We start from the raw sequence: 16109 nt of genomic DNA, 5'->3' as shown, positions 1-16109 counted from the left end.
ACACACGATGTATACACCCGGTGTATTCCTCAACGCCCTGACGAGTGACCGCCGTGACGCCTACAGTGGTGGGGTGACTGGTCTGACTGTCGGCTGGGATCACGACGTCGAGCTGTTGCTCGACTTCCTGAACACTCGACACGTACTGGACAGTGAAGCCTCCTGGCGCGCATGGGTGACCGAGCGCGGCCTCGGGCGGAGCAGTGAACTCGCGCAGGCGCGCGCCGCTCGTGCGGCACTGCGGTCGTCCATCGAGGGGTCGTCAGGGCCTCAGACGGCAGCGGGCGTCGTGCACATCGAGCTGACCGACGGCGTTCCGGTGCTGTCCAGCTCGGACGCGCTCGGCGCGGTGCTCGCCGCCTCCGCCCGCCTCGCGGTGCTGGGCTCGTGGGAACGCTTCAAGATCTGTCCGGCCGAGGATTGCCTGAGCGCGTTCTTCGACCGTTCGCGCAACCGCTCGCGCACGTGGTGCTCGATGCAGGTGTGCGGGAACCGCGAGAAGGCCCGCACGTTCCGAAAACGCACCCGCGACCTTCAGAACAGCACGTTGGCCACGGTGTAGATCACCAGGCCGGCGAGCGCGCCGACCACGGTGCCGTTGATCCGGATGAACTGCAGGTCCCTGCCGACCTGCAGTTCGATCTTGCGCGAGGTCTCCTCGGCGTCCCAGCGCTCGACCGTGTCGGTGATCAGCGTGGTGATCTCCGCGCGGTAGTTCTGCACGACGTACCCGGCGGCCTGCTCCAGCCAGCCGTCGACCTTGGCGCGCAGCTCCGGGTCGTTCGTGAGGTTGATGCCGAGGGTGATGATGCCCTGGGTGACGCGCTTGCGGAGCTCGCTCGACGGGTCCTCGGCGGCGTCGAGAAGCATCTTCTTGGCCGTGCCCCAGGCGCTGCTGATGACCTTCTGCACGTCCGGGTGGTTGATCACCTGCTGCTTGACCTGCTCGGCGCGTTGCATGGTGGCCGGGTCGGTCTGCATGTCGGACGAGAACTCGATCATGAACTGGTCGACGGCGAGGCGCATCGGGTGGTTGACGTCGGTCTTGACGGCCCACGCGAAGTTGACGAGCTCGGTGTAGACCTTGTCGCCGAGCATGGAGTCCACGAACTTGGGCGACCACGTGGGCGCGCGGTCCGTGACGATGAGGCTGACCTTGTCGTAGTTGTCGCGCACCCACTCGTAGGCGCGGTCGCACATGAGGTCGACGAGCTTGTGGTGCGCGCCGTCCGTGAGCACCTGGCCGAGGAGCTTGCCGAGCGGCGGGCCCCACGGCTGCGCGGTGACCCGCTTGACGATCGCCTGCTCCAGGACGGCCTGGACCTCCTCGTCCTTGAGCACGGTGATCGCGCCCTTGAGGACGTTCGACATCTCGTTGGTGATGCGCTCGGCGTTCTCGGGCTGCTTGATCCACGCTCCGGCGCGTTCGGCGATGCCGGCCCTGCGGAGCTTGTCCTGCACCACTTCCGGGCTGAGGAAGTTGACGCCGACGAAGTCGCCGAGCGTCTGCCCGAACATGTTCTTGCGCTCGGGGATGATCGCGGTGTGCGGGATGGGGAGGCCGAGGGGCCTTCGGAACAGGGCCGTGACGGCGAACCAGTCGGCGAGCGCGCCGACCATGCCCGCCTCGGCGGCCGCCCGCACGTAGCCGACCCAGGCGCCCTCGAACGCGTGGGTGGCGAAGAAGATGACCGTCGCGCCTATCAGGAAGCTCGTCGCGACGAGCTTCATCTTGCGCAGGTCGGTGCGCTTCTGCTGGTCAGCGGCGGTCAGTTGCTCCACGACACCATTGTCCGTGAAGATCCTGCGTTGTGCGGGTACCAGCGCTAGTTCCCCGGTTGCAGCCGTTCACGTCGACCATCTTCGCGGAGATGACGGCTCTGGCCGTGCAGCACGACGCCGTCAACCTCGGTCAGGGTTTCCCCGACACCGACGGTCCGGCGTCGATGCTCGCCGCGGCCCAGTCGGCGATCGCGTCCGGGGTGAACCAGTACCCGCCGGGTCCCGGCATGCCGGTGCTGCGCCGGGCCGTCGCCGCTCATCGCTCCCGGTACGGGTTGTCCTACGACCCGGACTCCGAGGTGCTGGTGACCGTCGGCGCCACCGAGGCGATCGCGGCTTCCCTGCTGGCTTTGGTCGAGGCCGGCGACGAAGTGATCCTCATCGAGCCTTACTACGACTCGTACGCCGCTTCGGTGGCCATGGCCGGTGCCACCCGTGTGACCGTCGGTCTGCGTGAGGACGCGTCCGGCCGTTTGGCGCTGGACGTCGATGCCCTGCGTGCGGCCGTGACGCCGCGAACCCGCGCTGTGCTGGTGAACTCGCCGCACAACCCGACCGGCACCGTGTTCCGCTTGGAAGAGCTCCAAGCCATCGCCTCGCTGTGCGTCGAGCACGACCTGCTGGCGATCACCGACGAGGTCTACGAGCACCTGGTGTTCGACGACCTGGTCCACATCCCGCTGGCGTCCCTGCCCGGCATGGCCTCGCGGACGTTGTCGATCTCCGGCGCCGGCAAGACGTTCAACTGCACGGGCTGGAAGATCGGCTGGGTCTGCGGGCCTTCCGAACTGGTGGGCGCCGTGCGCGCCGCGAAGCAGTTCATGACCTTCGTCGGCGGCGCCCCGTTCCAACCGGCCGTGGCCCACGCCCTCACCGCCGAACTGGACTGGGTGGGGGGCCTGCGCGACTCGCTCGCCTCGAAGCGCGCCCGCCTGGCCGAGGGCCTCCGCGCCGCGGGCTTCGAGGTGCGCTCCTCCGAGGGCACCTACTTCATCTGCGCCGACGTCAGGCCACTCGGCTACACCGACGGCCTGGCGTTGTGCCGCGACCTGCCCGCCCGAATCGGCGTGGCGGCCGTCCCCGTCCAGGTCTTCACCGACCGTCCGGACCAGTGGAAGCACCTGATCCGCTTCGCCTTCTGCAAGCAGGACGCCGTCATCGACGAAGCCGTGGAACGCCTCCACAAACTGTAGTTGTCCACAGGTGTGGATGAGTTTCTCCACAACTGTGGACAACCCACTTTCGGGTGACGGTCGGAGCCGGCCGGACCGTGTTCGACTCCAAATGGCATGGAATCGAACACGGAGCTCCTCGTCGGCTGGCGTGCAGGTACCCGTGGCTGGGACCTGCTGGTCGAACGCTACTCACGCCTGGTCTGGTCGGTGCCCAGATCGTTCCGCCTGAGCCACGCCGACGCCTGCGACGTCTACCAGTGCACCTGGCTCTGCCTGGCCGAACACCTCTCGCGCGTCCACACGCCGGAAGGGCTGGGCGGGTGGCTGGTCCGTACCGCCACCCGCCAGTCGATCGCGGTCCTGCGGGTGCGCGGCCGCGAGGTGTCGACCGACCTCTGGGAGCCGGCATCGGTTCTGCCGACCCCGGACGAGGTGGCGATCACCACGGATCGGCAGCGCCGGCTGTGGGCGGCGCTGACGACCTTGAACGAGCGGTGCCAACGCCTGCTGCGGATAGCCGCCCACAACCCCGAACTGAGTTATGCACAGGTTGCCGACGCCCTGGGGATGAAGGTGGGGAGCGTTGGCTCCACCCGCAGCCGCTGCCTCGCTGACCTGCGCCGAAAGGTGGCGGACCTGCGATGAGGGACTCACTGCTCGACGAGATCGCCGACCTCTTCCACCTGGACGCACCGCCACCGGCCCTCGCTCCACAACCGACCGGCCTCGACCCCATGCGGCCCGTCCACGAACCGGTCCGCGGCTCCACCCGCCAGCTCGTCTTCCACGTGGGCAGCGGCCGCCTCCACCTCCAACTGGACCCGACCCCGACCGGCCTCCGCCTGACCGGAGTCTTGGACGATGTCCATCCCGTCGAGGTCCGCTCCCCGGAGGCGACCCGAGCCCTGGCGCCGGACGCCGAGGGGTGGTTCCGCGCCGACGTGAGCCCCGGCCCGTTGTGCGTGACGGTGCCGGAGCTGGGCCTCACGACGGGATGGTTCGTCGCGTGAGCGCCACCGCCGACCCGCAGGCGACCATCGCGGGCACCGAGGTTCGCGGCACCAAGGCCCAGCGGGCCGACGCTCTGCACGACCTCAGCGTCGCCCACGTCGAACTCGGCCACCTCGACGTCGCCGCCCGCCTCGCGAAGCGGGGGTTGAGGCTCACCGGCGAGGCTCGGTTCCACCTCACGCTGGCGTGGATCGACCTCGACCGCGGGCGGCCCAAGCAGAGCCTTCGGCACCTCGACCTGGCCACGCCGCACCTGCGGGGTGCGGAGCTGGCGCGGGCGAGGTGTCTGCGCGGGTTGCACCTCTGCGGGTCGGCCGAACCGAGGCTGGCGATCGCCGAGCTCACCGCGGTCATCAAGGAGTTGCGCAGGTACGGGGATCAGCGGTGGTTGGCCAACGCGCTGGTCGGGCGCGGGATCGCGCGGTGCAAGGCGGCCAAGCTCCCCGCCGCCGAGGCGGATTTCAGCGCCGCGCACACCCTCCTGCTCGCCATCGGGGAGGTAGGGCGAGCGGCGATGTGCCTGCACAACAACGGATTCGTCGCGATGCTCGCCGGCGACCTGCCGTTGGCGCTGCGCAGGTACGAGGAGGCGGCGAAGGCCGGGCTCGACTCAGCAAGCAAGCCAGAAGCGTTGGTGGACAGGGCCGAGGCTCTGCTCGCGGCCGGGCTCACGGCTGAGGCTCGGCGGCTGCTGGCGCCGGCGATGGAGTTGCTCGGCCGGTGCGGACGGCACGTCCCGGAGTTGGCGGTGTTGAGCGCGCGGTGTGCGCTCAGGGAGGGCGATCCGGAGCCCGCCAGGAAACTCGGCGGAGCGGACGTCGAGTTCATGTTGGCGGCCGGGAAGGTCGATGCCGTTGCGGCGCATCGGTTTCGCGGGCCGGTGCAGGCGCGGGCGCTCGGGTGGCTGGCTCAGGCTCGGCGGTCGGATCGGCGGGGTGCGCTTGCTGCTTGCCGGGCCGGGCTTCGGGTTGTGGAGGAGCACCACGGTGATTGGCCTCGGCGGGAGTTGACCGGACACGCGCTGTCGCTCGCCAGGACGGCGCGCGAGGTGCTCGAGTGGTCGGAGCGGCATCGGGCGTCGGTTTTGTTGCCTCCCAACGAACCCGCGCTGGCGGAGGCGTTGGCGAGGCTGCGCCGGGCGCGGGCCTTCGGGTTGCCGGCGGAGTCGTTGGAGAGGGACGTTCGGCGGTTGTCGCTCGCTTCGGCGGCTCGGGCGAAGCCGCGGACGACACTCCCGCCGGAGTTGCCGGTGATCAGTTTTGTCGAGCACGACGGGCAGATGAAGGCGGTCACGGTGATCGGCGGGCGGGCCCGGATGCGGGTGGTCGCGGAACCCGCCGAGCTGGTGCGGACGGCGCGGCTCGCGTTGCGGGCCGGGAGGAAGGTCGAGATCGACCTGCTGCCGGACGTCGGCGAGATCGTCGTGGTGCCGGACGGGGTGCTGCACGACATGCCCTGGGCGTCGCTGGGGCCGAGGGTGCACGTGCTGCCCGGCCTCGGCCGGTGGAGGGAGGGGCGAGGCGGGAGGCGGGTGTGGGTCAGCGGGCCCGGAATCGGGCACAGCGAGGTGGCCGCGTTGCGACAAAGACACGGCGGGACCATTTCTCGATCCACTGTGGACGCCACTCTGAAAGCGCTCGACGGCGCCGGGGTCGCGCACATCGCGGCGCACGGGCACGTGAATGCGCAGAACCCGTTGTTCTCGTTCCTCGAGATGGAGGACGGGCCCCTTTACGGGTACGACATCGCGCGGATTCAGAACCCGCCGGACGTCGTCGTGCTGTCGGCGTGCGAGTCGGGGTTGGCCCGGGCGTTTCTCGATGCCGGCACCACCACGGTCATCGCGAGTGTGCTCGAGGTGCCGGACGTGCAGGTCAGCAGGGCCATGGAGCAGGTCCATGCGCTGATCGGGCACCCCGTCGAGGCGGCCAGGGCCGTCGCGCACCTCGGGTTCAGCTGTTACGGGACGGGCACCAGGGTGGCGGCGTGCAGGGCCGCGGCGAACGAGGTGCCGGTGCAGAGGAGCTGGGACGCGCCGACCGAGGAAGGGACGTCCACGGCCGGGGCCTGGACGTTCACCCACGGGCCGTGGCCCGAGAACGGGTCGGAGGAACCCACCGCCGTCACGGACGGGAGGGCGGCCGGCCACCACGGGCGGGCGGAGGCGCCGTTGCCCGCCGAGGCGACGACGTTGCGGCCGCAGGAGGCGAGGACCGGGGGACAGCGGTCGTCGTAGGTGTAGGTGCCGGACGCGACCAGGACCACCGGCAGGTCGCGGGTGGCTCTCAGCGCCGCGGCCAGGGTCAGGTCGTCGCCGAAGCCAGGGGCGGTCAGGACGGGGAACGGGCGGACGGTGGCGCCGTGGTGGCGCAGGACGCCGGCGACCAGGGCGCCGTGCGGGGCGTCCAGCGGGGTGTCGAGCAACGCGACGGTGCCTTCGCCGAGGAGGTCGGGGAGGCGTTCGCCGACGACCGGGCGGGAGGTGCCGATCATGATCGGGCACGCCAGGTGGACGTGGTTCGGGGTGGCGCCCACCTCGGCGGCGATGGCGATGACGGACGACCTGTCGGAGGCCCTCAGGTGGATGCGGATGGCCCCCGCAGAGATCTCCTCGTGCGAGTAGGCCGATCGCAAGCGCTTGCGCACAGTGGGTGCGTCCGCTGGCAGCACAACCAGTTCCCCCGAACGGACCAAGCACTCGTTTGGACCCGACTCGTCGTGCGCCAGTACAGGGCCGATCGCGCGGGCGGCGTGATCGACCAGCTCAGAGAGGCTGTTGACCTGCTTGAGAGCGTCCACAACGGACACGATCCCCCGCCGCGACACGGTCCACAGGGGACCGAGGCGCAATGTCACTCGATCCGATGACGACACTGACGGTGTTCATGCCTGATCACACCAACACGGACAGCCGCACGAGAACGCCCTTCCGGGTGTTTAACGCCGAGTTGGTTCACGAAGTCACTCTCCGGTGCTAGACATAGCTCTACGTCGACCTCCGACGGCGCGCTGTGCGTTGAGGGTGACCTGAAACGGACGACGGGTGGTGATCCTGTGGCGAGTGGTGGAGCACGTGCACTGCTGCTGCGGGCCGCTGCGCTCGGCGGGCTGACCGCCGCCGCCTGGTTGCTGGGTGGAACGTCCGCGTCCGCCAGCCCCGAAGAGGCACCCCCGGCCGTCGAGATCACCGCCGAGGCGCCGGCAGCCGGCGTCACGCCGGCCGAGACCCACGCCGCCGCTCCGCAGCTCCTCGAGGACCCCGCCGGCTGGGCCCAGGCCTTCACCGCGTCGATCGTCGAGAAGCACCAGCCCGAGCGGTTCGTGCCGCCGATCGTCGCACCGCCGGTCGTCACCGAGCCCGCCGAGGAAGAAGAGGACGAGGGTCCGACCCTCGACTTCGAGAGCGGCTCGCAGGGCGACACGCGCTACGGCGTCATCCGCAACGAGGCACCGCCCGAGGTCATCGCGGCCAAGGCCCAGGTGCGCGAGGCCAAGATCGCCGCGAAGCTGGCCGCCGAGACCCCGCCGCCTCCGCCACCGCCCGCGCCGCCGACGCCGGTGGCCCGCAAGCTCGTGCCGCTTCTGCCCGATCTGCCCGTTCCCGCACCGCAGAAGACCGAACCCGCTCCGGTGAGCGACCTCACGTGGTCCACTCCCGGTCCCTCCGCCCCGCTGCCCTCGCAGCAGCAGGCGCCCGTGGTCGCGACGGCCTCCGCGTCGTCCGGTCACACCGACAACTCCGGCGGCACGCGCGGCGTGCTCGCCGTTCTGACGTCGCACAACTCGCTCTTCCCGCCCACCACGTGGTCGGTCGAGGAGCGTCGCGACGGCACTGCGCCCGGCAGCATTCCGGGCCTTCCGGCAACGTCTCCTGACTGAGTCCGACAGGACAAGTCTGCCTTCTGCGCGATTTGTGACCGTCTCGTTCCGTCGCGCGAGTAACTCCGCAACACATTTCCCGTTGTACGCAAGGAACCCAGTCTTCCTGACCTGCCAACCGCGCCCTGGCAGGTCGGGTCTGGTCCGAGTGCCGCGCTGCCCCCGCAGTCTCGGACCACACGGGAAACCTGCGGACGGGGGACGCCAATCCCTGGGTCGTCCCCCTCCGCAGGCCTCTCGTTGGCAAGTTCGTCGGCCCGGTCTCCACCGCTGCGGGAGACCGGGCCGACGTGTCTCACGCGACCGGCACCGACAGGTCGGCGTCCGCCGGAAACCCTGTTCCGGCAACAGATGCAGCCACCACACCCAAACGGCCGATCGCGAGACGCAGCACTTCAGGTGACTGCGTGTACGGCACTCGGAGCATCTGCTCGCATCCGCCGTGGACCGCGAACCGGGGGCCGGGAACCAGGCGCAGGCCGTGGTTCTGCGCCACGACGGCGACCCGCGTGCTCACCGGACCGTCGAGCGCGCACCACACCCCGAGCCCGCCGGCCGGCACCGAGAAACTCCACTGTGGACAATGTTCGCGCAACGCCGCGACCGCCACGTCCCGCTGCACCAGCGCCTCGGCACGTCGTTGCGCCAGAACGGTTTCCGGCGACTCCAGCAACGCGGCCAGCACGAGCTGCTCGAACACCGGCGTGCCGAGGTCGATCGCCGCCCGCGTCGACAGCAGCCGGTGCACCAGATCGACCGACGCCCTGATCCACCCGATCCGCAGGCCACCCCAGTGCGACTTGCTCGCGGACCCCAGCGTCACCACGGAGTCCCCGCCGAACGCGGCCATCGGCAACGGCGGCGGCTCCGAATCCAGCGCCAGCTCCACCAGGGTCTCATCGACGACCAATGGAGTACGCGCTTTCCGCAACACGGAGGAAAGCATTTCCCGCGACTCGGCCGGCATTCGAAGTCCGGTCGGGTTCTGGAAGTCGGGAATCAAATAGGCCAAACGGGGGCCTGCCTGTCGCAAAGCGGCCTCGAAACCGTCCAGATCCCACCCGTCGGCCAGCATCGGCACGGGCACCGGAATCCCGAACGACGCCCGCACGGCCTCCAGCGCGTTGGGGTAGCTCGGCTGCTCCACCAGCACCCGGTCGCCCGGCCCGACGAACAGCCGCAGCACCAGCGCCCACGCGTGCTGCGCCCCGGACGTCACCACGATCTGGTCGGGCGACGTCGGCAGCCCCCGAGCCGTGTACCGGTCGGCGATCCGCTGCCGCAGGACCGGCAGACCCCGCTCGTCGTACCCGTGCGACGCGAGGTGCTCCGGCATCTGCGTCATCGCCACGTCCATGGCGAGCCGCACGGACGGCAACGCAGGAGGCGCGGCGCGGGACAGGTCGATCAACGTGTCGTCGCCCCCGGTGATCCCCCCACCGGATCCGACCGGTCCGTTGATCCACGACCCGGCCCCGCGCCGCGACTCCACCACCCCCTCGGTGCGCAGCTGGTCCAGGGCCGCCGTGATGGTGGTGCGGCTCACGGGCAGCGCGTCGGTGAGCTCCCGTTCGGACGGCAACCGCGTCCCGACCGGCAGCCGCCCGTCCGCGACCAGCAGTTTCAGCGCCGCGGTGAGGTCAGCCGACCCCTGCCGGGCACCGCCACGCCGCCACTCGCCCAGCAACCGCGCGAGCCGGGCACCCGAAATACGTCCACCTGGTGGGAGCATGAGGCCAATTATGACGAATTGGCTATGGATTACCAGGCCAATCGAAGCGCAACATGGCCACATGGCCTCCATGACCGCACTCCACCAGGTCTCCGTCCGGATCTCACCCGCCCGTCGCCTCCCGCAGCTCGCCGCAGGCCTGTGGCTCTACGGCGCGAGCATGGCGTTGCAGATCCGCGCGACGCTCGGCCTGAACCCGTGGGACGTGCTGCACGAAGGCCTCGCGAAGCGCACCGGGCTGAGCTTCGGCCTGATCACCGCGATCATCGGCGTCCTGGTGCTGCTGGCGTGGATCCCGCTCAAGCAGAAGCCGGGCGTCGGCACGGTCGCGAACGTCCTGCTGATCGCCGTCAGCGTCGACGTGACGCTCGCGATCCTGCCCGCACCGCAAGGACTTCTGCCCAGAATCGTGTTCCTGACGCTGGGCATCGTGCTCAACGCCGTGGCGTTCGCCGCGTACGTCGGCTCCCGCCTCGGACCGGGCCCGCGCGACGGCCTGGTCACCGGTTTCTGCCGCCGCACAGGCATTTCCCTGCGCGTCACGCGGACCGTGCTCGAACTGATCGTGCTCGCCACCGGCTGGCTGATCGGGGGCACGGTCGGCATCGGCACGGTCCTCTACGCGCTCGGCGTCGGCCCGCTCGCGCAGCTCTTCCTGCCCGCGCTCACGTGGCGCGAGCGCTCGCTGCCCGCTTGCGGATCTCCCCGTACGTGACCCCTCGCTCGGTCAGCACCTCCGCCACGATTCCCTTGCCCTGCAACAGAGCCAGCAGGATGTGCTCCACCCCGAGGTAGTTGTGGCGGAGGTCGCGGGACTCCCGCAACGAGTTCTCCAGCGCCTTCTTGAAGTCGGACTCCAGCGGCATCCCGAACCACCGCCGGCGCGGCCCCGGTCGCAGCACGCCGGTCCCGAGCGACTGCTCCGCGGTCTCGATCACCGCGTCCACGTCGATTCCCAGGCCCCGCAACGCTTCCGCGTCGGCCTTGGTCAGCCCGCCCTTGCGCCGGTAGTCGAGGAACGCCGTCTCCAGCTCCTCGCGCGGCAGGTCGAACCCCTCCAGCACCGGCGCTTCGAGCAGCGCCAGCATCAGGTGTTCCACGCCGACCTCGGGCGCGTGGACCCGTTCCGCCTCCTTCACCGCGGCCTTCACGGCCTCGCGGGCCTCCTTGGTGAACCGCTCCGCGATCATCATCGACCCCCGTGCTTCTTGTGCACCGCTTGACGGGACACCCCGAGTTCCGCCGCGATGTCCTGCCACGACCAGCCCTGCGTCCGCGCACTGCGGACCTGGGCGGCCTCCAGATGTTCGAGCAGTCGCCGCAACGCGCTGACGGCGCGCAACCCGACCTTCGGGTCGCGGTCGCCGGCCGCTGTGGCGAGATCCGTTGCCTCCGTCATGATGTCAACGTACGTTGACAACCGCGATCCGTCAACCAATGTTGACACGTACGGTGGAGCCGTGAAGATCGAGACCGCTGAGCAGGGCGCTCCGGACCGAATCACCGAAGACCGCATCCGAGTGCTGCCGAACGCAGTGATCGTGCTCGACGGCGTGACCTCCCGAACCAGGCCGCCGGACCGCAACGGCGGTTGGTACGCCTCGAAACTCGCCGACGAGCTCGCGAACCTGATCACCGAGGCGAGCCCGCTGACCGAGGTCCTCGCGCAGGCGATCAGGAACCTCACCGAACGCCACGACCTCGTCCCCGGCGACTCCCCGTCGTGCACCGCCTCGATCGTCCGCTGGACCGGCGACACGATCGACGCACTCGTCCTCTGCGACACCCCGGTCGTCGCGTTCGGACAGTCCACTCACGTCCTCGAAGACACGCGACTCGAAGACCTGAGGCCCGATCCCGACATCCTCCGCTGGAAGAACAAGCCGGGCGGTTACTGGGTCGCGGAGGCCGATCCCGCCGCCGGACTCCAGGCCGTCACGACCTCCTGGCACCGCAACGAGATCACGAGTGTGATCGCTCTCACAGACGGCGTCTCCTGTGGAGTGTCCGAGTACGGACTCTTCGCGTGGGACGACCTGAAGCAATTGCCGTTGGGCGAAGTGCTCGACCGAATCCGCGAAGCAGAGCGCGGTGATTCGGAGCACAAGCGATGGCCTCGCTACAAAACGCACGACGACCAGGCGATCGCGCGAATCTCCTTCACCGCATGACGAAAGAAGCCCCGCAGAGATCTGCGGGGCTTCTTTCGAAGAAAGATGGCCAGGGGCGGGGTCGAACCGCCGACCTACCGCTTTTCAGGCGGTCGCTCGTACCAACTGAGCTACCTGGCCATGAGAAGAAAAAGCGACCCAGACGGGACTCGAACCCGCGACCTTCGCCGTGACAGGGCGACGCGCTAACCAACTGCGCCACTGGGCCTTGCTCTTGCTTGTCGTACAGTACTACATGTTACTGCGTGCCCCCAACGGGATTCGAACCCGCGCGACCGCCTTGAAAGGGCGGGATCCTAGGCCGCTAGATGATGGGGACTAGCTGGTCTCTGGAAGCATCGTAAGCATATGCCATAGGTCCGCGCACCTCCAAAACGGGGTCCCACTTATGCGCTGACCTGCCCAAACCCCTTCAGGGCCGAAACCCTCAGATCAACAAACGCCTGTTCAGGGCCTCGGAGCCCGATCACGCCGGTTCAGAGGCAGTTTGTGATCCAGACAACTTCCACTCGGAGGACGTCACGCACGGCAGCACGTGCCCCAGAACCTCGCGCATCCGTTCGGGGAAATCGGCGCACGCCGTCGTCGCCGAGGAGATCAACCGCGAACCCAGCGCGGCACTGCACAACGTGCGGGCGACGGCCTCGGGATCGACACCGGGTAGCAGGTCGCCGCGGGCGGCCGCCTCGATCACGTACGCGGCGACGAGCTTCTCCCACATGACGTGCGTGCTCGGCACCCCCGGATAGCCGACCTCGCGATCGGCGTTGAGCCGCACGCCGGCGCGCAGCACGACGTCCGCCGCCATCCGGTCGGCCGACTCCACGAACATCCCGTGCAGGGTGCTCAACGGATCAGCGCCGCGGTCCCGCCACGCCTGCCGCACCCGCGCCCACAGTTCGCCCTGGCGTTCGATCAACGCGTCGGCGACCGCTTCCTTGGAGGGGAAGTGGAAGTAGAACGCGCCCTTGGTCAGCCCGGCGCGCGCGAGCACGGCCGTGAGCGACGTGCGCTCGTAGCCGAGCCGGTCGAACTCCTCCGCCGCGGCGTGCAGTATCGCCTCGCGCGTCGCGTGCGCCCTGTCCTGCTGGGGCATGAGCAGAGGTTAGCCGTTGCCGCGAAAGAGACCCGTGGGTATGTTTCGGGATGCGGCCCTGTTCCGACAGACGCGCTCCGGGGGGTGCGCGCCTGGAATCAGGGCCGCTTTCGCGTGCTCACCGCTGCACCGGAGGCGTCCCCCCGTCCTCGCCGGGCGACAGGCCCAGCATGTCGAGCAGCATCCGGCAGTCCTCCGCACCGAGAGCACTGCGCGCTACCGCGAGCCTCGCCCGGTGGACCTGGTCGTCGGAGATGCGCGATGGCTCTCCGTTGCGCTGGGTGGGCACGTTGGGCCCGCCCCGTTGTGACATGCCGTCGTCCTGGGTGAACAGGAACTTCCGCACTTCCAGCGACCCGCTCATAGCACCCTCCCCGACTTGAGGTGTGTCGGGAGGCTAAGCGACCTGGGACAACGGCCGCAGCCCCCCGCAGAGTGATTCCACCGACACCCAGCGTCACTTTCCGTACAGGTGCGGCACGTGTCCTGTGGGGAACTGCCCAGGGGATGATGGACCCATGACCGACCCCACGCCGGAGCCTTCCCCCGAAGCAGAGGGCCAAAACGCGTCCCAGATACCGCCCGCGGTCGACCAGGAGGCGATCTTCAAGGCGCTCAGCGGCATCGACCTGAACACCATCGACGCCGACATCGAGTCCGCCTTCGGGTCCCGGATGGCCGAGCTCGACAAGATGCTCGAAGGCCTCGACGACCTGGTCAACAAGATCGAGACGGACCTCCAGAAGCTGGACCAGCCGAAACCCGAGAGTCCTCAGTAGATCCTGTACCCCAGGGGGGTATAGACTCGGAGCCCCGTACGAGAAAGGGCTCCGATGAGCGTCAGCGCCACCTACACCGTCACCGGCATGACCTGCGGCCACTGCGTCAGCTCCGTCACCGAGGAGCTGAACGAGGTCGCCGGTGTCACCGGTGTCGACGTCGTCCTCGAGACCGGCGCCGTCACCGTGACCAGCGACCGCGAGCTCGACCGCGCCGACGTCGTCGCCGCCGTGACCGAGGCCGGGTACCAGGTCGCATGACCACCACCGAGCCTCGCCACGTCGAGCTCTCGATCAGCGGCATGACGTGCGCTTCCTGTGCGAACCGCATCGAACGCAAGCTGAACAGGCTCGACGGCGTCTCCGCCACCGTGAACTACGCGACCGAGAAGGCCAGCGTTCAGTTCCCGGACAACCTGCAGGTGGACGACCTCGTGTCGACGGTGCGGGCGGCGGGCTACGACGCGGAGGAGCCCCAGCCGGAGGCTCCCGAGGTGGACGAGGCCGGTGAGCTGCGGCTGAGGGTCGTCCTGGCCGCCGCGCTCGGCGTGCCGGTGATCGCGTTCTCGATGGTCCCGGCGTGGCAGTTCCCCACGTGGCAGTGGGTTTCCCTGGCGTTGGCGAGCGTGGTCGTGTGGGTCTGCGGCTGGCCGTTCCACCGTGCCGCGTTCGTCAACGCGCGGCACGGCGCCAGCACCATGGACACCCTCGTCTCGATGGGCGTCACGGTCTCGTACCTCTGGTCGCTCTACGCGCTGGTGTTCGGCGAGGCCGGCGTGGTCGGCATGCGGCACGAGTTCAGCCTCCTGCCGCGCCCCACCACCTCCGGCGACATCTACCTCGAGGTCGCGGTCGGCGTGACCGTGTTCCTGCTGCTCGGGCGCTGGCTGGAAGCCCGTTCGAAGCGCAGCGCGGGGGCGGCCCTGCGGTCGTTGCTCGCGCTGGGCGCCAAGGACGTGGCGGTGCTGCGCGACGGCGTGGAGACCCGCGTGCCGGTCGGTCTGCTGAAGGTGCGCGAACGCTTCGTGGTCCGTCCGGGTGAGCGCATCGCCACCGACGGCCTAGTGGTCGAGGGCAGTTCGGCTGTGGACCGCTCGATGGTGACCGGGGAATCGGTGCCGGTGGAGGTCGGCGTCGGCTCCTCCGTCGTCGGCGGCACGGTCAACGCGGGCGGACGGCTGGTCGTCGAGGCCACCTCGGTCGGCGCGGACACCCAGCTCGCGCGGATGGCCCGGTTGGTCGAGCAGGCCCAGGCGGGCAAGGCCGAGGTGCAACGACTGGCGGACCGCGTGTCCGCCGTGTTCGTCCCCGTGGTCGTGCTGATCGCGCTGGCGTCGTTCGGCGCGTGGCTGCTCGCGGGACGGCCGCTGGAGTTCGCGGTCACGACGGCGGTGGCGGTGCTGGTGATCGCCTGCCCCTGCGCCCTCGGGCTCGCGACGCCCACGGCGCTGCTCGTGGGCACCGGCCGCGGCGCGCAGCTCGGGATCCTGGTGAAGGGCCCCGAGGTGCTGGAGTCGACGCGGCGCGTGGACACCGTGGTGCTCGACAAGACCGGCACCGTGACCACCGGCCGGCTGACGCTGGTCGACGTGCTCCCCGCCGACGGGGTGGCGCGCGACGAGGTGCTGCGGTTCGCCGCGGCCGTCGAGAACGCGTCGGAACACCCCATCGGCGCGGCGATCGTGCGCGCGGCGGAGGACGTGCCGGCGGTGTCGGACTTCGTTTCGACGGACGGCGTCGGCGTCAGCGGAGTGGTCGAGGGCCGCCGGGTCGCCGTGGGCCGGGTGAGCGGGGTTTCCCTTTCCCCGGAATTGACCGAGGCCCTGGCCGCCCACACAACTCGGACTGTTGTCGCGGTTTCCTTTGATGACAAGGTTGTCGGTCTCCTCGCCGTCTCGGACGTCGTGAAACCCACGTCCGCACAAGCGATTGCGGAACTGAAGGAACTCGGCCTGCACCCCGTCCTGCTGACCGGCGACAACGCCGCCGTGGCCGCGTCCGTGGCCGCCGAGGTCGGGATCGACGAGGTCGTCGCCGACGTTCTGCCGGACGGGAAAGTCGCCGCGGTCCGGAATCTTCAAGCACAGGGCCGAGTTGTGGCCATGGTGGGCGACGGCGTGAACGACGCGCCCGCACTCGCGGCCGCTGATCTGGGGCTGGCCATGGGAACCGGCACCGACGTGGCCATCGAGGCGAGCGACCTGACGCTGGTGCGCGGCGACCTCCGCGTGGCGGCGGACGCCATTCGGTTGTCCCGCAAGACATTGGGCACCATCAAGGGCAATCTTTTCTGGGCGTTCGCCTACAACGTCGCTGGACTTCCACTCGCGGCACTGGGTCTGCTGAACCCCATGATCGCGGGTGCCGCAATGGCCTTCAGCAGCGTGTTCGTTGTTACCAACAGCTTGCGACTGCGGGGTTTCCGTTCATCGGCAACATAAGAACTTCGTTGCGAACACTCCCCAACGCGACCGTGCGCGTGCA

At 69.4% G+C, this 16109-nt stretch carries 17 protein-coding genes and 3 tRNA genes; 11 read left to right on the top strand and 9 right to left on the bottom strand.

Going from position 1 to position 16109, the window contains the following annotated elements; all coding sequences use genetic code 11:
- Window positions 1-73 precede the first annotated feature (73 nt).
- Window positions 74-562: a CGNR zinc finger domain-containing protein gene (locus tag ACFWNN_RS21105; protein WP_382441614.1), complete on the top strand. Its 489-nt coding sequence runs from the start codon at window positions 74-76 to the stop codon at window positions 560-562.
- Here ACFWNN_RS21105 and ACFWNN_RS21100 read toward each other — a convergent pair.
- Entirely contained in the window at window positions 535-1782 is a 1248-nt protein-coding gene (locus ACFWNN_RS21100; RefSeq protein WP_382441613.1) for a DUF445 domain-containing protein, read from the bottom strand. The two genes, ACFWNN_RS21105 and ACFWNN_RS21100, sit on opposite strands and share 28 nt — an antisense overlap.
- Before the next feature lie 29 nt (window positions 1783-1811).
- Here ACFWNN_RS21100 and ACFWNN_RS21095 point away from each other — a divergent pair, with 29 nt between their 5' ends.
- The 5 genes from ACFWNN_RS21095 to ACFWNN_RS21075 all read left to right on the top strand — a co-directional run bounded on the left by ACFWNN_RS21095 (window position 1812) and on the right by ACFWNN_RS21075 (window position 7847).
- Window positions 1812-2975 carry a pyridoxal phosphate-dependent aminotransferase gene (locus ACFWNN_RS21095; protein WP_382441612.1) on the top strand — a complete coding sequence of 388 codons (1164 nt, stop codon included), beginning with the start codon at window positions 1812-1814 and terminating at the stop codon, window positions 2973-2975.
- A 96-nt stretch (window positions 2976-3071) separates the two neighbouring features.
- Complete coding sequence (locus ACFWNN_RS21090; protein WP_382441611.1) at window positions 3072-3602, top strand: RNA polymerase sigma factor; 531 nt, start codon at window positions 3072-3074, stop codon at window positions 3600-3602.
- On the top strand, window positions 3599-3967 hold the full coding sequence (locus ACFWNN_RS21085) for a hypothetical protein (RefSeq protein ID WP_382441610.1): 369 nt from the start codon (window positions 3599-3601) through the stop codon (window positions 3965-3967). The genes ACFWNN_RS21090 and ACFWNN_RS21085 overlap by 4 nt, the downstream gene beginning before the upstream one ends.
- On the top strand, window positions 3964-6204 hold the full coding sequence (locus tag ACFWNN_RS21080; protein WP_382441609.1) for a CHAT domain-containing protein: 2241 nt from the start codon (window positions 3964-3966) through the stop codon (window positions 6202-6204). The genes ACFWNN_RS21085 and ACFWNN_RS21080 overlap by 4 nt, the downstream gene beginning before the upstream one ends.
- Window positions 6205-7022: 818 nt before the next feature.
- The gene (locus ACFWNN_RS21075; RefSeq protein WP_382441608.1) at window positions 7023-7847 is read left to right on the top strand and encodes a hypothetical protein; all 825 of its coding nucleotides are present in this window, start codon (window positions 7023-7025) and stop codon (window positions 7845-7847) included.
- A gap of 295 nt (window positions 7848-8142) precedes the next feature.
- On the opposite strand, the gene ACFWNN_RS21070 is transcribed toward ACFWNN_RS21075, so the two are convergent.
- The gene (locus ACFWNN_RS21070; protein WP_382441607.1) at window positions 8143-9579 is read right to left on the bottom strand and encodes a PLP-dependent aminotransferase family protein; all 1437 of its coding nucleotides are present in this window, start codon (window positions 9577-9579) and stop codon (window positions 8143-8145) included.
- A gap of 61 nt (window positions 9580-9640) precedes the next feature.
- Between ACFWNN_RS21070 and ACFWNN_RS21065 the strand changes: the two genes are divergently transcribed.
- Complete coding sequence (locus ACFWNN_RS21065) at window positions 9641-10294, top strand: YitT family protein (protein WP_382441606.1); 654 nt, start codon at window positions 9641-9643, stop codon at window positions 10292-10294.
- Here the strand turns inward: ACFWNN_RS21065 and ACFWNN_RS21060 are convergent.
- Together ACFWNN_RS21060 and ACFWNN_RS21055 are read right to left on the bottom strand one after the other, a co-directional pair.
- Window positions 10245-10772, bottom strand: a complete 528-nt coding sequence (locus tag ACFWNN_RS21060) for a Clp protease N-terminal domain-containing protein (RefSeq protein ID WP_382441605.1) — start codon at window positions 10770-10772, stop codon at window positions 10245-10247. The two genes, ACFWNN_RS21065 and ACFWNN_RS21060, sit on opposite strands and share 50 nt — an antisense overlap.
- The gene (locus ACFWNN_RS21055) at window positions 10769-10978 is read right to left on the bottom strand and encodes an HTH domain-containing protein (protein ID WP_285645636.1); all 210 of its coding nucleotides are present in this window, start codon (window positions 10976-10978) and stop codon (window positions 10769-10771) included. The genes ACFWNN_RS21060 and ACFWNN_RS21055 overlap by 4 nt, the downstream gene beginning before the upstream one ends.
- Window positions 10979-11039: 61 nt before the next feature.
- Here ACFWNN_RS21055 and ACFWNN_RS21050 point away from each other — a divergent pair, with 61 nt between their 5' ends.
- Window positions 11040-11750: a hypothetical protein gene (locus ACFWNN_RS21050; protein WP_382441604.1), complete on the top strand. Its 711-nt coding sequence runs from the start codon at window positions 11040-11042 to the stop codon at window positions 11748-11750.
- 46 nt (window positions 11751-11796) lie between these two features.
- On the opposite strand, the gene ACFWNN_RS21045 is transcribed toward ACFWNN_RS21050, so the two are convergent.
- The 5 genes from ACFWNN_RS21045 to ACFWNN_RS21025 all read right to left on the bottom strand — a co-directional run bounded on the left by ACFWNN_RS21045 (window position 11797) and on the right by ACFWNN_RS21025 (window position 13210).
- A tRNA-Phe gene (locus ACFWNN_RS21045) sits at window positions 11797-11870 on the bottom strand.
- A 14-nt stretch (window positions 11871-11884) separates the two neighbouring features.
- A tRNA-Asp gene (locus tag ACFWNN_RS21040) sits at window positions 11885-11958 on the bottom strand.
- Between the two features lie 38 nt (window positions 11959-11996).
- A tRNA-Glu gene (locus ACFWNN_RS21035) sits at window positions 11997-12069 on the bottom strand.
- A gap of 147 nt (window positions 12070-12216) precedes the next feature.
- Window positions 12217-12846, bottom strand: a complete 630-nt coding sequence (locus ACFWNN_RS21030) for a ScbR family autoregulator-binding transcription factor (protein ID WP_382441603.1) — start codon at window positions 12844-12846, stop codon at window positions 12217-12219.
- 118 nt (window positions 12847-12964) lie between these two features.
- Window positions 12965-13210, bottom strand: coding sequence for a hypothetical protein (locus tag ACFWNN_RS21025; RefSeq protein ID WP_382441602.1), 246 nt, complete (start codon window positions 13208-13210; stop codon window positions 12965-12967).
- A 154-nt stretch (window positions 13211-13364) separates the two neighbouring features.
- On the opposite strand from ACFWNN_RS21025, the gene ACFWNN_RS21020 reads away from it, so the two are divergent.
- Genes ACFWNN_RS21020 through ACFWNN_RS21010 form a run of 3 tightly spaced genes read left to right on the top strand, consistent with a single transcriptional unit; the run spans window position 13365 to window position 16066 of the window.
- On the top strand, window positions 13365-13625 hold the full coding sequence (locus ACFWNN_RS21020) for a hypothetical protein (protein WP_382441601.1): 261 nt from the start codon (window positions 13365-13367) through the stop codon (window positions 13623-13625).
- A gap of 54 nt (window positions 13626-13679) precedes the next feature.
- Window positions 13680-13886: a heavy-metal-associated domain-containing protein gene (locus ACFWNN_RS21015; RefSeq protein ID WP_382441600.1), complete on the top strand. Its 207-nt coding sequence runs from the start codon at window positions 13680-13682 to the stop codon at window positions 13884-13886.
- Window positions 13883-16066: a heavy metal translocating P-type ATPase gene (locus tag ACFWNN_RS21010; RefSeq protein ID WP_382441599.1), complete on the top strand. Its 2184-nt coding sequence runs from the start codon at window positions 13883-13885 to the stop codon at window positions 16064-16066. Before ACFWNN_RS21015 ends, ACFWNN_RS21010 begins: the two co-directional genes overlap by 4 nt.
- Window positions 16067-16109: the final 43 nt, after the last annotated feature.

Origin of the sequence: Lentzea sp. NPDC058450, assembly GCF_042721395.1 — a bacterium.
Taxonomy (GTDB): domain Bacteria; phylum Actinomycetota; class Actinomycetes; order Mycobacteriales; family Pseudonocardiaceae; genus Lentzea.
The sequence above is the reverse complement of the archived record's forward strand: the minus strand, read 5'-3'. Positions and strand labels throughout refer to the sequence as shown.

Coding starts and splice junctions, on each gene's coding strand:
- ACFWNN_RS21090 (WP_382441611.1), top strand. CDS start 3,072: ATGGAATCGAACACGGAGCTCCTCGTCGGCTGGCGTGCAGGTACCCGT.
- ACFWNN_RS21085 (WP_382441610.1), top strand. CDS start 3,599: ATGAGGGACTCACTGCTCGACGAGATCGCCGACCTCTTCCACCTGGAC.
- ACFWNN_RS21070 (WP_382441607.1), bottom strand. CDS start 9,579: ATGCTCCCACCAGGTGGACGTATTTCGGGTGCCCGGCTCGCGCGGTTG.
- ACFWNN_RS21065 (WP_382441606.1), top strand. CDS start 9,641: ATGGCCTCCATGACCGCACTCCACCAGGTCTCCGTCCGGATCTCACCC.
- ACFWNN_RS21060 (WP_382441605.1), bottom strand. CDS start 10,772: ATGATGATCGCGGAGCGGTTCACCAAGGAGGCCCGCGAGGCCGTGAAG.
- ACFWNN_RS21055 (WP_285645636.1), bottom strand. CDS start 10,978: ATGACGGAGGCAACGGATCTCGCCACAGCGGCCGGCGACCGCGACCCG.
- ACFWNN_RS21030 (WP_382441603.1), bottom strand. CDS start 12,846: ATGCCCCAGCAGGACAGGGCGCACGCGACGCGCGAGGCGATACTGCAC.
- ACFWNN_RS21025 (WP_382441602.1), bottom strand. CDS start 13,210: ATGAGCGGGTCGCTGGAAGTGCGGAAGTTCCTGTTCACCCAGGACGAC.
- ACFWNN_RS21020 (WP_382441601.1), top strand. CDS start 13,365: ATGACCGACCCCACGCCGGAGCCTTCCCCCGAAGCAGAGGGCCAAAAC.
- ACFWNN_RS21015 (WP_382441600.1), top strand. CDS start 13,680: ATGAGCGTCAGCGCCACCTACACCGTCACCGGCATGACCTGCGGCCAC.
- ACFWNN_RS21010 (WP_382441599.1), top strand. CDS start 13,883: ATGACCACCACCGAGCCTCGCCACGTCGAGCTCTCGATCAGCGGCATG.